Annotated in this window: 11 protein-coding genes; 6 read left to right on the forward strand and 5 right to left on the reverse strand. The window is 65.7% G+C overall.

Going from position 1 to position 14224, the window contains the following annotated elements; translation table 11 throughout:
- Positions 1-35: 35 nt before the first annotated feature.
- Both C4S71_RS07675 and pyrE read right to left on the reverse strand, forming a co-directional pair.
- A complete protein-coding gene (locus C4S71_RS07675) occupies positions 36-602 on the reverse strand; it encodes a YfaZ family outer membrane protein (RefSeq protein ID WP_103968751.1) in 567 nt (188 codons plus the stop codon).
- A 42-nt stretch (positions 603-644) separates the two neighbouring features.
- Positions 645-1301, reverse strand: coding sequence for an orotate phosphoribosyltransferase (pyrE, locus tag C4S71_RS07680; RefSeq protein WP_103968752.1), 657 nt, complete (start codon positions 1299-1301; stop codon positions 645-647).
- 169 nt (positions 1302-1470) lie between these two features.
- Here pyrE and C4S71_RS07685 point away from each other — a divergent pair, with 169 nt between their 5' ends.
- Positions 1471-2238 (forward strand): exodeoxyribonuclease III, encoded by a 768-nt coding sequence (locus C4S71_RS07685; RefSeq protein WP_010625890.1) that lies wholly within the window; start codon positions 1471-1473, stop codon positions 2236-2238.
- Positions 2239-2310: 72 nt separating this feature from the next.
- On the opposite strand, the gene rph is transcribed toward C4S71_RS07685, so the two are convergent.
- Positions 2311-3048 (reverse strand): ribonuclease PH, encoded by a 738-nt coding sequence (gene rph, locus C4S71_RS07690; protein WP_086509079.1) that lies wholly within the window; start codon positions 3046-3048, stop codon positions 2311-2313.
- Between the two features lie 172 nt (positions 3049-3220).
- On the opposite strand from rph, the gene C4S71_RS07695 reads away from it, so the two are divergent.
- The 5 genes from C4S71_RS07695 to glsB all read left to right on the forward strand — a co-directional run bounded on the left by C4S71_RS07695 (position 3221) and on the right by glsB (position 10150).
- Complete coding sequence (locus tag C4S71_RS07695; RefSeq protein WP_086509078.1) at positions 3221-4099, forward strand: YicC/YloC family endoribonuclease; 879 nt, start codon at positions 3221-3223, stop codon at positions 4097-4099.
- Positions 4100-4154: 55 nt separating this feature from the next.
- Complete coding sequence (locus C4S71_RS07700; RefSeq protein ID WP_103968753.1) at positions 4155-5891, forward strand: transporter substrate-binding domain-containing protein; 1737 nt, start codon at positions 4155-4157, stop codon at positions 5889-5891.
- Positions 5888-7321, forward strand: a complete 1434-nt coding sequence (locus C4S71_RS07705) for a sigma-54-dependent transcriptional regulator (RefSeq protein ID WP_103968754.1) — start codon at positions 5888-5890, stop codon at positions 7319-7321. The genes C4S71_RS07700 and C4S71_RS07705 overlap by 4 nt, the downstream gene beginning before the upstream one ends.
- Before the next feature lie 328 nt (positions 7322-7649).
- Positions 7650-9128: an alanine/glycine:cation symporter family protein gene (locus C4S71_RS07710; RefSeq protein WP_103968755.1), complete on the forward strand. Its 1479-nt coding sequence runs from the start codon at positions 7650-7652 to the stop codon at positions 9126-9128.
- Between the two features lie 98 nt (positions 9129-9226).
- Positions 9227-10150, forward strand: a complete 924-nt coding sequence (gene glsB, locus C4S71_RS07715; RefSeq protein WP_103968756.1) for a glutaminase B — start codon at positions 9227-9229, stop codon at positions 10148-10150.
- Here glsB and C4S71_RS07720 read toward each other — a convergent pair.
- Positions 10131-11645 carry a Ppx/GppA phosphatase family protein gene (locus tag C4S71_RS07720; protein WP_103968757.1) on the reverse strand — a complete coding sequence of 505 codons (1515 nt, stop codon included), beginning with the start codon at positions 11643-11645 and terminating at the stop codon, positions 10131-10133. The genes glsB and C4S71_RS07720 overlap by 20 nt on opposite strands.
- A gap of 88 nt (positions 11646-11733) precedes the next feature.
- The gene (ppk1, locus tag C4S71_RS07725; RefSeq protein ID WP_103968758.1) at positions 11734-13983 is read right to left on the reverse strand and encodes a polyphosphate kinase 1; all 2250 of its coding nucleotides are present in this window, start codon (positions 13981-13983) and stop codon (positions 11734-11736) included.
- Between the last annotated feature and the right edge of the window lie 241 nt (positions 13984-14224).

A 14224-nucleotide genomic window follows, 5' to 3' on the forward strand; every position in this document is an offset into this window, starting at 1 on the left:
CGGACCCCGTCGGGGCCCGCCGGTACAGCGAGAGATCAGAAGCTCAGGCGAACCCCGACCTGGGCGCCACGATCCAGGGTGCGGTTGCCGTGACGGTTGTCGAAGTCGGCGGCCGCCTGGCGCAGGCCGACGTAGCCGTCGACGTTGGGCGTGAAGGAGTAGCGCGCACGCACGCCGAATTCGTAGCCGTCATCCAGGTCGCCGCTGGTCACCACGCTGGGGGTGTAGAAGCCGTAGCCGCCCACGGAGACGGACGGCGCCTGGGGCAGGTAGACGTAGCCATAGCCACCCAGGCCGAGACCGCCGCCGTTGCCGTAGTCGGTGTCGTACTGGGTCCAGCGGGCACCGATGCCCACGTCGCGCTCGCGGGTGCGCTGTGCGCCGAGCAGCTGGGCGTGGTAGATGGTGGCATCTTCGCGATAATCGCTGTGCAGGACGCCGCCGCCCAGCATCACACCGTGGGCAATCTCACCGGCTGCATCGAACTGCACGGCATCGGGCCCGAGATTGAGATCGAGACTGCCGGCGGCATGGGCGCCGGTGGCAGCGAAGAGAATGCCGGTGGCCAGCGCGGCCTTGGCGAAGTGTCCAAGCGTTTTCATCGACGACTCCTCAACAGATGCGCTTGAAGCGCGCTTCACGATTCACTCGGCGGTGACGCCGTAGCGCGCACGATAGTCGCGTATGGCGGCCGCATGTCCCTGTAATTCTTGGTTCGACTGCTGTTCGAGGTAGCTCAGCACCATATCCAGCGTGACGATGCTGACCACCGGCATGCCGTAGCGCGACTCGACTTCCTGGATGGCGCTCTGGCTGCCCTCGCCGCGCTCCTGACGGTCCAGCGCGATCACCACTCCGGCCGCCTCGGCGCCGGCGGCCTCGATCAGCGTCATCACCTCGCGAATGGCGGTGCCTGCGGTGATCACGTCGTCGATGATCAGGATACGCCCGGCCAGCTCGGCACCGACGATGTTGCCGCCCTCGCCGTGACTCTTCGCCTCCTTGCGATTGAAGGCGAAGGGCAGATCGCGGTCGTGATGGTCGGCCAGTGCCACCGCGGTGGTGGCCGCCAGCGGAATGCCCTTGTAGGCTGGGCCGAACAGCACGTCGAACGAGAGCCCGCTGGCCTCGATGGCATTGGCGTAGAAGCGGCCCAGTTGCGCCAGGGCGCTGCCGGTGCGAAACAGCCCGGCATTGAAGAAATAGGGGCTGACGCGGCCCGACTTGAGGGTGAACTCGCCGAACTTCAGCACGCCCTGCTCGATCGCGAACTCGATGAACTCCCGCTGATAGGCTTGCATGCTGGCCGACACCTCACTTCCCCTGCTATTCATAAGGCTCTGTTCATAAGCCCAGTTTTCTCATCCATGGGATGGGATCTGTGTCCTACCATGGAATATCCATGCGGGCCATTTACCCAAACGTCGAAACGTCGGGTATCATACACGCGCGACGTCAAAGGGACCATGTATGAAAATTGCCACCATCAATGTCAACGGAATCCGCGAAGCGGTCGGACGGGGCTTCCTCGACTGGCTGGCCGAGCAGGACGCCGACGTCATCTGCGTGCAGAACCTCAAGGCCAAGAGTTTCGAACTCGACGACAGCATTCTGTACCCGGAAGGCTACGAAGGCTACTTCCTCGACGCCGAGGAGGACGGCTTCTCCGGCGTGGGGATCTATTGCCGCAAGATACCCAAGGCGATCATGTACGGCCTCGGCTTTCCCCAGTGCGACCACGAGGCGCGCTTCCTGCAGGCCGATTACGACCGTTTCAGCATCGCCAGCTTCCTGATGCCCGACGGCAGCGATTATGCCGCCAAGCAGGCCTTCATGGCCCAGTATCAGGAATACCTGAACAAGATGGCACGCAAGCGTCGTGAGTACATCATCTGCGGCACCTGGCACATCGCCCACAAGACCATCGACCTGGAGAACTGGGCCGACAACCAGACCACGCCGGGCTTCAAGCCCGAAGAGCGGGCCTGGATGGACCAGGTATTCGGCCCCACCGGCTTCATCGATACCTTCCGCGAGATCAACCGCGACGCCGGTGAGTACACCTACTGGCCCAAGCTCGACCAGGATGTGCCGCGCTCACGTCAGGAAGGCTGGCGGATCGACTATCAGATCGTCGGACCCAACCTGCGCCGCCACGTGGTCGACGCCTGGATCGACTACGACGCCACCTTCAGCGAGTACGCCCCGCTGTTCGTCGAGTACGACCTGACGCTGTAAGCACACCCCTTCGTCGCGGCCCGACCGGGCTGCAGTGCGCCGGCATTGGATGCCGGCGCACTGCGTTTTGATTCAGCGACGAATGCCCAGGGCCTCGCGCTGGTGCTCGAAGAGCTGGGCGCCGGCGTTCTCGGCCAGCTCCAGCATGGCGTTGAGCTGCTCGCGGGAGAACACCCCCGCCTCGGCGGTGCCCTGCACCTCGATCAGCCCGCCCGACTCGGCCATCACCACGTTCATGTCGGTGTCGGCGCCGCTGTCCTCGGGGTAGTCGAGATCCACCACCGGCAGACCCTTGAACAATCCCACCGAGACCGAGCTGATCAGCTGCACGAAGGGATCGCCCTTGATCAGCTTCTTGCGCTGCAAATAGCGGATGGCGTCCACCAGCGCCACGCAGCCGCCGGTGATCGAGGCGGTGCGGGTGCCGCCGTCGGCCTGGATCACGTCGCAGTCCACGGTGATGGTGAATTCGCCCAGCTTCTTGAGGTTGACCGACGCCCGCAGCGAGCGGCCGATCAGGCGCTGGATCTCCAGCGTACGCCCGCCCTGCTTGCCGCGGGCCGCCTCGCGGCCGCCGCGGGTGTGGGTGGCGCGCGGCAGCATGCCGTACTCGGCGGTGACCCAGCCCTGCCCCTTGCCGCGCAGCCAGCGCGGCACGCCGGCCTCGACGCTGGCGTTGCACAGCACCTTGGTGTCGCCGAACTCCACCAGCACCGAACCCTCGGCGTGGCGGGTGAAATCACGGGTCAGGCGAATCTCGCGGGGCTGGTCGGGGCGCCGTCCGCTGGGGCGTTTCAGGTCGGAAGCCATGTTACCTCTCGAATCGATACGAACTGGGTGACGCCGGGCCGGGCGGGTGGCCCTGGGCATCGGTGTCGAATGGCTGGCCATTCTACACGGTCGGGGCGGGTAATCGGTTAAACTCCTCGTCTCACATCCCGTCCGTGCTGCCGAAGTGCCGACGACCGAACAAGGAGTTCCCATGGTTGACCAAAGCAAGGTTCACAGCATGACCGCCTTTGCCCGCCAGAGCCGTGAGGACGACTGGGGCAGCCTGCAGCTGGAGCTGCGCTCGGTGAATCAGCGCTACCTGGAACCCTTCTTCCGGCTGCCCGAGGCCCTGCGCGATCTGGAGCCCGCCTTCCGCGAGGCGCTGCGCACGCGCCTGGCCCGCGGCAAGGTGGAGTGTCACCTGCGCTTCGAACCCACCGACATCAGCGAGACCCTGGCGGTCAATCACACCCGCCTGGTGGCCCTGGCCGCGGCGCTGGGGGAGATTCGCGAAGCGCTGCCCCAGGTCGCCATGCCCGACGCCCTGTCGCTGCTGGAACACCCCGGCGTGCTCGATGCCCAGGGCATCGACCTGGACCTGGTGAAGGCGGAGGCCACGGCGCTGTTCGAGGCCGCCCTCGACGAGCTGATCGAGGCCCGCGCCCGCGAGGGCGACAAGCTCGCCGTGATGATCCGGGAACGCCTGAGCGGCGTGCGCGAGCAAGTCGCCGAAGTGCGCCGCCTGATGCCGACCATCCTCGAGCGTCAGCGCGCCCAGCTGCTGGAGCGTCTGGAGACGGTCAAGGCGGAACTCGACCCCCAGCGCCTGGAAGCCGAACTGGTGCTGCTGGCCCAGAAGGCCGACGTGGACGAGGAGCTCGACCGGCTCGAGGCCCACGTCAGCGAAGTGGAGCGCCAGCTCGGCCAGAAGGGGCCCAAGGGGCGCCGCCTCGACTTCCTGATGCAGGAGCTCAACCGCGAGGCCAATACCCTCTCCTCCAAGTCGGCGGTGGCCAGCACCACCCGCTGCGCGGTGGAGCTCAAGGTGCTGATCGAGCAGATGCGCGAGCAGATCCAGAATATCGAGTGACACGACCATGAAGGCGAACCGGGCAGTGCCTTGTCGAAGGCATCCATCCCGCGTCATGGGGTGGCTACGACGGCTGGCACTGGCCGTCTGCCTCATGGTACCCCTGCCGGGTTGGGGGCAGGCCGCGGTCGAGGGGCCCGAGGGGGCCAGAGACGTCATCGTCGTCGGTGGCGATTACTACCACCCGCCCTACGAGTTTCTCGACGATGACGGCGAGCCTGCCGGCTACAACGTGGAGCTGACCCAGGCCATCGCCGAGGTGATGGGCATCGAGGTGCGCATCGAGCTCAAGCCGTGGAGCGAGGTGCGCCGGGGGCTGGAGCAGGGGGAGATCGACATTCTCCAGGGCATGTCGTTCTCCGAGGCGCGCACCGAACAGTTCGATTTCGCCCCGCCCCATGCCATCGTCCATCAGTCGATCTTCGCCCGCCGCGGCGACCCGGTGGTCGAGGTCGAGGAGCTGCGTGGCAGGGAGGTGCTGGTCCAGCGCGGCGACATCATGCACGACTACCTGATCGAACATGACATCGGCGCCGTGGTGATCCCCGTGGACACCCACGCCGATGCGCTGCGGGCGCTGGCCGCCGGCCAGCACGACTACGCCCTGGTGGCCAACCTGCCGGCGCTCTACCTCAGCCGCGAGCTGGGCCTGACCAACCTGGTGCCGGTGGCGCGGCCCTTTTCGCTGCGCTACGGCTACGCGGTGCGCCAGGGCGACGCCAACCTGCTGGCCAAGTTCAGCGAGGGGCTGGCCATCCTCAAGAACACCGGCCGCCACCAGGCGATCTACGACCGCTGGCTGGGGCCATTGGAGGGCGGCGAGGGCTTCCCCTGGCACCGGGTCGGCCAGGTCGGCGCGGCGCTCTCGGCGCTGCTGCTGCTGATCCTGGGCGTCATCGTGATCTGGAACCGCCTGCTCAAGCGTGAGGTGGCGGCGCGCACCGAGGAGCTGCGGCTGCACCAGCAGCAGCTGATCCAGGCCGACAAGATGGCGTCGCTCGGCGTGCTGGTCTCGGGGGTGGCCCACGAGATCAACAACCCCAGCAGCCTGCTGCTGCTGAACCTGCCGGTGCTGCGCGACGCCTGGGCCGACGCCGAGCCGATCCTCGAAGCGCACTACCGCCGCCACGGCGACTTCCCGTTCGGCGGGCTGCCCTATTCGCGCATGCGCGAGGAGATCCCCGGCATGATCGACGACATGCAGGAGGGCACCCGGCGCATCAAGCGCATCGTCGGCGACCTCAAGGATTTCGCCCGCCAGGGCGGCAGCGCTCAGGCCGAGCTCTTCGATCTCAACGAGGTGGTGGCCACCGCCGTGCGCCTGGTGGACAATTCGATCCGCAAGGCGACCGGCCGCTTCGAGGCCCACTATGCCGACGACCTGCCGCCGCTGGTCGGCAACGCTCAGCGCATCGAGCAGGTGGTGATCAACCTGGTGCTGAACGCCTGTCAGGCGCTGGAGAACCCTGCCCAGGGCATCCGCCTGACGACGCGTCACGAGCGCAGCGAGGGCCGGGTGCTGGTGGAGGTGTGCGACGAGGGGTGCGGCATCGCCCCGGAGGACATGCACCGGCTGACGGACCCCTTCTTCACCACCCGCCGCGAGTGCGGCGGCACCGGGCTGGGCCTCTCCGTCTCCGCCAGTATCGTCAGCGAGCATCAGGGCGGCCTGACCTTCGACTCCCGGCCCGGCCACGGTACCCGGGCCGTGCTGTCGCTGCCAACCAGGCCGGCCGACGCGACGTCGACCAGCACGCCCCAGACCCGTGAGCAGGAGACAGACGCACCATGAGCACGCCCCTGACCACACCGCCCCTCTACCCCGCATTCGGCGTGCTGCTGGTCGACGACGAGCCCTCCTTCCTGCGCAGCCTGAGCATCGCCCTGGAGCGCAGCGGGGGCATCAACCACATTCACCGCTGCCAGGACAGCCGCGAGGTCATGGACATCCTGGCGCGGGAGAACATCGGCCTGGTAACCCTGGACCTGACCATGCCCCACCTGTCGGGCGAGGAGCTGCTGGCGCGCATCGTCGAGGAGTATCCCGACATCGGCGTGATCGTCATCAGCGGCCTCAATCAGGTGGAAACCGCGGTCAACTGCATCAAGCTCGGGGCCTTCGACTACTTCGTCAAGACCGACGAGGAGAGCCGGCTCATCGAAGGCATCCGCCGCGCCATTCGCCTGCAGGAGCTGAGCCAGGAGAACCAGGCGCTGCGTCGGCGCGTGCTCTGCGACACCCTGGAGCGGCCCGAGGCCTTCGCCCATATCCTCACCGCCGACAAGGCGATGCGCGCGGTCTTCCAATATCTGGAGTCGGTGGCGCTGACCCGTCAGCCCATCCTGATCACCGGCGAGAGCGGCGTGGGCAAGGAACTGATCGCCCGGGCCGCCCATGCCCTGAGCGGCTGCAGCGGGCCGCTGGTGTGCGTCAACGTGGCCGGCCTCGACGACAACGTCTTCGCCGATACGCTGTTCGGCCACCAGCGCGGGGCCTTCACCGGCGCCGATCAGCCGCGGGCCGGCATGATCGAGCAGGCCGCGGGCGGCACCCTGCTGCTCGACGAGATCGGCGATCTCAGCCCGGCCTCCCAGGTGAAGCTGCTGCGCCTGCTCCAGGAGGGGGAGTACTACCCGCTGGGCAGCGACCGGCCCAAGCGCCTGCAGGCCCGGGTGCTGGTGGCGACCCACCACGACCTGGCCGAGAAGCAGCGCACGGGCGCCTTCCGCAAGGACCTCTACTATCGCCTGCGCACGCATCAAGTACACATTCCGCCGCTGCGCCAGCGCAAGCAGGACATTCCTCTGCTGCTGGACCACTTCCTGACCGAAGCGGCCGAGGAGCTCGGCAAGCGCAAGCCGAGCCATCCCGCCGAGCTGGAGATCCTGCTCGGCGAGTACGCCTTTCCCGGCAACGTGCGCGAGCTGCGCGCCATGGTCTATGACGCCATGAGCCTGCACCGCAGCCACACGCTCTCCATGGAGTCGTTCAAGCGTGCCATCGGCCAGCCGGGAGCGGTGGTTCCCACGCACCAGCCCAGCCCAGGGCCCATGTTCGCTGCCGACGAGCCGCTGCCCACCCTGGAAGCGGTCGCCGAGGCGCTGGTGGAGGAGGCGCTGCGCCGCGCCGAAGGCAATCAGTCGATCGCCTCGCGCTGGCTGGGCATCTCGCAGCCTGCCTTGAGCAAGCGGCTGAAGAAGCGCCGCACGGAAGGGTCATAACCTGGGTTATAACGATAACTTGAGTTATAACTCTTTTTTGTCCTTCCAGTTCAATCAGTTAGCTTTATCGCTTAGCCCCTCTAGAACCTGGGTTATAGCGCTGACGATGGCGCAAAGCCTCACCCCTTGAATTTTTTCTCTCTGAATCAATAGGTTGCAGGAAAGCAGCGGAATGGCATGGAACTTGCGATGACAACCGGCCCGCTTACGGTGGGCCCAGTCGAAAAACATCAGCAAGAGGTTCCAGTTCCATGCCAAGAATAACGATACCCACCGCCACTCCCCGGTCCGTGCTGCTCCACGTCGCGCCCGAGCGGAGGAACGCCTGATGCTCGATCTGATCAACGACCTGCTGTGGGGCAAGGTGCTCATCGCCCTGCTGATCGCCGTCGGCGTCGGCTTCACCCTGAGCTCACGCTTCGTCCAGTTTCGCTATTTCGCCCGCATGTTCCGCATCCTCGGCGCCAGCCAGGCGTTCAAGCGTGACAAGCACGGCCATCTGAGCTCCTTCCAGGCGCTGCTGCTCTCCATTGCCGGCCGCGTCGGCGGCGGCAACATCGCCGGCGTGGCGGTGGCCATCACCCTCGGCGGCCCCGGGGCGATCTTCTGGATGTGGCTGGTCGGCCTGATGGGCATGGCCACCAGCTTCCTCGAGTGCACCCTGGCCCAGGCCTACAAGACGGCCCAGCCGGACGGCACCTACCGCGGCGGACCGGCCTACTACATTGCCCGCGGCCTCGGTAGCCGCTGGAAGTGGCTGGCCGCGCTCTACTCGGTGCTGCTGCTGGTCACCTTCGGTTTCGGCTTCACCGCGCTGCAGTCCTATGCCGTGGCCACCTCCTTCGACGACGCCTTCGGCATTCCGGTGCTCTATACCGGGATCGGCATGGCCGCGGTGGTCGGCCTGATCATCTTCGGCGGCATCAAGCGCATCGCCCGGGTGACCGAGGTGCTGGTGCCGGTCATGGCGGTGGGCTACCTGCTGATTGCCTTCGTGGTACTGGGCATGAACTTGCCGCGCATCCCCGAGGTCTTCCTGCTGATCGTCAACAGCGCCTTCGGCCTGGAGCCGGCGGTGGGTGGCGGTATCGGCGCCGCCATCATGATGGGGGTCAAGCGCGGCCTGTTCTCCAACGAGGCGGGCCTGGGCAGCGCGCCCAACGTCGCCGCGGTGGCCTATGTGCCGCACCCGGCCAACCAGGGGGTCGTGCAGGCCTTCTCGGTGTTCATCGACACCCTGATCATCTGCTCGGCCACCGCCTTCATCATCCTGCTCAGCGGCGCCTACGACCCGACCAGCGGTGCCGACATCGGCGGCGTGGCGCTGACCCAGGTCTCGCTGGCCGACCACGTGGGCGAATGGGGCCGCAGCTTCGTCAGCGTGGCGCTGCTGCTGTTCGGCTTCAGCACCATTCTCTACAACTACTACCTGGGAGAGAACAGCCTCAACTACTTCAGCGATGGCAACGTCACGCTGTTCAACCTGTTCCGCATCGCGATCGTCGCGCTTTGCGCCTGGGGCGCGCTGACCGACCTGGGCACGGTGTTCGCCTTCGCCGACGTGACCATGGGCTTCCTGGCGCTGGCCAACCTTATCGCCCTGCTCATGCTGTTCAAGCCTGGGCTGCGCCTGATGCGCGACTTCGACGAGCAGATCCGCGCCGGCATTCGCCACCCCGTGTTCGATGCCCAGAAGTTCGCCGACCTCGACATCGATCCCGCCGCCTGGGAGATCGAGCCCGAGGACATCGAGCGCCTTAAGCGTTACGGCGCAGCGGCACCGACCGCCGGCCAGCCGGTGAAGTAGCGGTGCGATACCCTCTGTCACGGCCTGCGGCCGGCCCCGATGCTTCGGGGCCGGCCGTTGGGGCTCAGAGCGTGCGAACCCTGCCGGAAGGGGAAGACATGCAGGCCTGGCTGGAGAGCATCCATGCCCGGGCCCGCTCCCGGCTCGGCAGCGGCCGGGTCGCCAGCTACATCCCGGCGTTGGCCGAACAGGACCCGGAACGGCTCGGCATCGCCGTGTGCACCAACGACGGCACGCTGTATGCCGCCGGGGACGCCGAGACGCCCTTCTCGATCCAGAGCATCGCCAAGGTGCTGCTGCTCACCCTTGCCCTGCGTACCCACGGCGAAGCGCTGTGGCAGCGGGTCGGGCTCAATCCGTCGGGCATGCCGTTCAACTCGCTGGCCCAGCTCGAGGCCGAACGGGGCAAGCCGCGCAACCCCTTCATCAATGCCGGCGCCATCGCGGTCACGGATCGCCTGGTCAGCGCCTTTGCCACCCCGGACAAGCACCTGCAGGACGTGGCCCGGCGGCTGGCGGGCAACGCCAGGATCCTGATCGACGACGAGGTGCTGGACTCCGAGTGGCAGCACCGTTCGCGCAACGCCGCCATGGCCTATCTGATGAAGGCCTTCGGCAACCTGGACAACGACGTCGACGAGGTGTTGCGCACCTACTTCTCCTGCTGTGCGCTGGCCATGAGCTGCACCGACCTGGCCGTGGCCATGAACTTCCTGGCGGCCGACGGCGAAGCCCGCGCCATGGGCGAGCGCTTCGTCTCGCCGGGACTGACGCGCCGCATCAATGCGATCATGGCGACCTGCGGCATGTACGACGCGGCGGGGGATTTCGCCTATCGCGTCGGGCTGCCGGCGAAGAGCGGCGTGGGCGGCGGCATCGTCGCCGTGGTGCCGGGACGGATGACGGTCTGCGCCTGGTCGCCGGCCCTCGACGACAACGGCAATTCCGTGGCCGCCCAGTACGCCCTGGAACTGTTCGCCGAGGAGCTCGATCCGGCTGGGATCAGCGTGCCCCGGGGATGATCTCGAGCCGATAGCCGGCGGCGAGCTGATGGTTTCTCTCCTGCTCGAGGGCGCCTAACAGCAGGGCGCTGCCGGTCAAGTCGCCGGGCAATGTCACGAGGAGAACATCGCCCTCGACGCCCAGGGTAACGTCGTCGGGCGGCGTTTCAGGTCGGGAGTGGTTGAGTATCGCCGCCAGACGCAGCAGTCGCGCCAGACGCGCATAGCGCTGGCGTACCGTTGCCGGAAACTCCTTGAGTTCCTTGATGGGGAACTTGCGCCGGTGCGCCCGTACCAGGAAGGCAAGGCCGCGCTGATCCGTGCGCGAGAAGCCCGGCAGGTCGGAATGCTCGAGCAGGTAGGCGCCATGCCGATGGAACTGGCTATGCGAAACGGCCAAGCCTATCTCGTGCAACCTGGCTGCCCAAGCCAGCAACTGGCGCTGCTCGTCGCCGAGCTGCCAGGCCTCGGCCACCTGGTCGAAGGCCGCCATGGCACTTGCAGCCACGTTGCCAGCCTGGCGCCTGTCGGTGGCATAGCGCAGATCGAGACCATCGAGTGTCTTGAGCCGCGAATCCTCCGGGGTGTTACGGCCGATCAGATCGTAGAGTATGCCCTCGCGCAACGCGCCGTCCGAATAGCGCAGAAACGGCAGGTCGAAGGCTTCGAAAACCGCGCACAGCACTGCCACGCCCGCCGGAAACACTCTGGCGCGATCGGGCTTGAGCCCAACCAGGGCGAGCTGGTCGATATGGCCGCAATCGATCAACTGCTGGCGCAACCGAAACAGCCCATCGCGACGAATGATGCCCTCGACGCTCGCCCCCTCGGCGGAGACGATGGCCGCCACGTTGCGGATAGTGCCGCTGGTGCCCACCGGATCCGACCAGCCCAACTGCAGGAATGGCTGGCGGATACTCTCCACTTCGTACAGCGCTGCGGTTTCGGCCTGGCGGAAGCGACTCTCGTCGATTGTGCCCTCGGCAAAGAAACGTCGGGTGTAGGAGACGCAGCCCATCTCCAGGCTCTCCAGGGCCTGAGGTTCGAACCGCTCACCGATGATGAACTCTGTCGAGCCGCCACCGATGTCGAGGATAAAGCGGCGGCCATGCACGTCGGCCAGCGAATGCGCCACACCCAGATAGATCAGACGGGCCTCTTCACGGCCGGAAACGATCTCCACCTCATGGCCAAGCAGGGCTTCGGCATGGGCAATCAGCTCCTGGCCGTTGCTGGCCACGCGCAGCGTTTGGGTACCGACGATACGCAGGTGCCTGGGGTCGATGTCGGCGACGAACGGCGCGAACCGGGCCAGGCACTCCATGGCGCGCTGCATGGCCTCGTCGCTCAGCCTGAGGTCATCGTCGAGCCCGGCAGCCAGTTGCACCTTCTCGCCGTACTTGGCGGTCACCTGGAAACGTTCGTGCTGATAGTTGGCGACCAGCAAGTGGAAGCTGTTGGAGCCCAGATCTATCGCCGCCAGGCGGCGAGGCTCGTCATGAGTCGATGGAGTCATCGGTGGCGAGTTCTTCCTTCAGAGGCCTGCCGAAGCAGACAAGAGCAAAGGGGGTGGCTACGGCCTCAGCCGGAACGGACAAAGCCACTCAGGCCTTCGCTGCATAAGCGTAGAGCAGTGTCTCCTGGGCGCTGATGGCCGGGACGCCCTCTTCGGGCACCTGTTTCACGTAGCGACCGTCAGCGGTCAGTACCCAGGCCTGGCAGTTGTCCACCAGGTAGGTCTCCAGGTCCTTGCGTACCTGCTGTGCCAGCTTCTTGTCGAGGATGGGGAAGCAGGTTTCCACGCGCTGGAACATGTTGCGTTCCATGAAGTCGGCACTCGAAGCCCACACCTCCGGCTTGCCATCGTTGTGGAAGGTGAAGACACGGGTATGCTCGAGGAATCGCCCAACGATCGAGCGTACCTGGATATTCTCCGACACCCCCGCCACACCGGGGCGCAGGCAGCACATGCCGCGTACGATCAAGTCGCAGCGCACCCCGGCCTGCGAGGCGCGGTAGAGCGCCCGGATGAGCTGGGGCTCGGTCAGCGAATTGCACTTGATGATCAGGTGCGCCTTCCTGCCTTTCTCGGCGTGCCTGGCCTCGCGCTCGATCATCTTCACCAGCCGGTCATGAAGCACGAATGGCGCATGCAGCAGGGTTTCGATCACCCTGGGCTTGCCCATTCCCGACAGCTGCTGGAAGACCAGATGCACATCCTCGCACAGCCGCTCATTGGCGGTCAGCAGGCTGTAATCGGTGTAGAGCTTGGCCGTGCGCGAGTGATAGTTGCCGGTGCCCAAGTGGGCGTAGTAACGCAGCCCACCCTTCTCGCGGCGCACGATATGCAGCATCTTGGCGTGGGTCTTGTAGGCCATCACGCCATAAATCACGATGGCACCCGCTTCCTGAAGGCGGGCCGCGAGAAGCAGATTGTCCGCCTCGTCGAAGCGCGCGCGAAGCTCGATCACCACCGTGACCTCCTTGCCGTTGCGAGCGGCCTCGACCAGCGCACTGACGATGGCCGAATCGGCACCGGTACGATACAGCGTCTGCTTGATGGCCAGCACGCCAGGATCGTTGGCCGCCTCGGCCAGCAGGCTCTCGATGGGCGTGAACGATTGAAAGGGGTGGTGGAGCAGAATGTCGCCCTGAGCGATCAGGCTGAACAGGCTTTCCTTGCGATTGTTGAGCACCTTGGGCAGCCCGGGAATGAAGGGCTTGTAGAGCAGATCGTGACGCTCGAAATCTCCCAACAGTGTCATCAACCGACTCAAGTTGACCGGGCCATCCACCAGATAGAGGTCGCGGGGCGCAAGGTTGAACTGGTTGAGCAGAAAGTCGGTGAGATGGGCCGGGCAGTCGTTGACCACCTCCAGGCGCACGCCGTCGCCATAGCGTCGCGCCAGCAGTTCACCCTTGAGGGCCGAGGCGAGATCGGAGATCTCCTCCGTATCCACCGAGAAGTCGGCGTTGCGGGTCAGGCGGAACTGATAGCAGCCGATGATCTTCATGCCGGGGAACAGCTCCTCGGCATGGGCATGGACCATGGAGGAAAGAAAGACGAACTCATCGCAGCCCGGACGACTCAGGTGCGCGGGCAAGCGGATCAGGCGCGGCAACGGTCGCGGGGCGGGCAGGATCGCCAGCCCGCCCTCGCGACCGAATGCATCCTGGCCCTCCAGCTCGACGATGAAGTTCAGGCTCTTGTTGACCAGGCGAGGAAAAGGGTGGGAGGGGTCGAGCCCGATCGGACTGATCACCGGCATGATCTCTTCGTCGAAATATTCCCTGACCCACTCCCGCTGGGATGCGGTCCAGCTCTCGCGGCGCAGGAAGAAGATGTTCTGCCGGGCGAGCTCAGGAATCAGCGTCTCGTTGAGAATGCGGTACTGTCGTTCCACCTGCTCATGCACTATGCGAGAAATCTCGTCGAGCAGCTCCGTGGGTCGCATGCCGTCGCTCCCCACCTCGTCGGGATGCAGGGCAATATGCCGCTTGATGCCCGCCACGCGAATCTCGAAAAACTCATCCAGATTGGAAGAGAAGATGAGCAGGAACATCAACCGATTGACCAGCGGATGCGACATGTCCAGCGCCTGCTCGAGCACGCGGATATGAAACTGCAGGGTCGACAGCTCGCGATTGAAGTAGAGGCTGGGAGACTTCAGGTCGAGTTCGGATGTGACAGAGGTCGGCTTGGCCCGCACCCCGGTACGGGTGTGATTGATCCGCAGCGGCGTTTCGTCAGGTGTTTCGGTGGCAGGCGCCAAAGGCTCGGGAAGCGCTGCCGCTATCACCTCCTGACTTCGCTGCGCCTCTATCTCCACCATGGTGCTCTGCTCTTCCGGCATGGCCTCTACCCCGCTGCAGCATGACCCCACCTCTCGGCGACATGACGCGCCGTGAGCCTAAGTGACGTTGTCACGTACCATACTCAGCCTTTGTGACAAGCTGATGTCCACCGGGCCGGAAGAGCGGTGTCGAGAGGCATTTTGGCGTAGTCTCGCCGGTGAAGACGGTCTGCCCCTGCAGCGCACCTGGAATTCATGAGATACTTCGCCTTTTCCTGCAGTCGCTCCATCACTCGTCGCC

This window comes from Billgrantia desiderata (assembly GCF_900108215.1).
GTDB classification, from domain to species: domain Bacteria; phylum Pseudomonadota; class Gammaproteobacteria; order Pseudomonadales; family Halomonadaceae; genus Halomonas; species Halomonas desiderata.

What these genes read in the sequence shown, in the direction of transcription:
- ppk1 (WP_103968758.1), bottom strand. Translation starts at nt 13,983, where the DNA reads ATGCCGGAAGAGCAGAGCACCATGGTGGAGATAGAGGCGCAGCGAAGT.
- C4S71_RS07720 (WP_103968757.1), bottom strand. Translation starts at nt 11,645, where the DNA reads ATGACTCCATCGACTCATGACGAGCCTCGCCGCCTGGCGGCGATAGAT.
- pyrE (WP_103968752.1), bottom strand. Translation starts at nt 1,301, where the DNA reads ATGCAAGCCTATCAGCGGGAGTTCATCGAGTTCGCGATCGAGCAGGGC.
- glsB (WP_103968756.1), top strand. Translation starts at nt 9,227, where the DNA reads ATGCAGGCCTGGCTGGAGAGCATCCATGCCCGGGCCCGCTCCCGGCTC.
- rph (WP_086509079.1), bottom strand. Translation starts at nt 3,048, where the DNA reads ATGGCTTCCGACCTGAAACGCCCCAGCGGACGGCGCCCCGACCAGCCC.
- C4S71_RS07705 (WP_103968754.1), top strand. Translation starts at nt 5,888, where the DNA reads ATGAGCACGCCCCTGACCACACCGCCCCTCTACCCCGCATTCGGCGTG.
- C4S71_RS07675 (WP_103968751.1), bottom strand. Translation starts at nt 602, where the DNA reads ATGAAAACGCTTGGACACTTCGCCAAGGCCGCGCTGGCCACCGGCATT.
- C4S71_RS07685 (WP_010625890.1), top strand. Translation starts at nt 1,471, where the DNA reads ATGAAAATTGCCACCATCAATGTCAACGGAATCCGCGAAGCGGTCGGA.
- C4S71_RS07695 (WP_086509078.1), top strand. Translation starts at nt 3,221, where the DNA reads ATGGTTGACCAAAGCAAGGTTCACAGCATGACCGCCTTTGCCCGCCAG.
- C4S71_RS07710 (WP_103968755.1), top strand. Translation starts at nt 7,650, where the DNA reads ATGCTCGATCTGATCAACGACCTGCTGTGGGGCAAGGTGCTCATCGCC.
- C4S71_RS07700 (WP_103968753.1), top strand. Translation starts at nt 4,155, where the DNA reads ATGGGGTGGCTACGACGGCTGGCACTGGCCGTCTGCCTCATGGTACCC.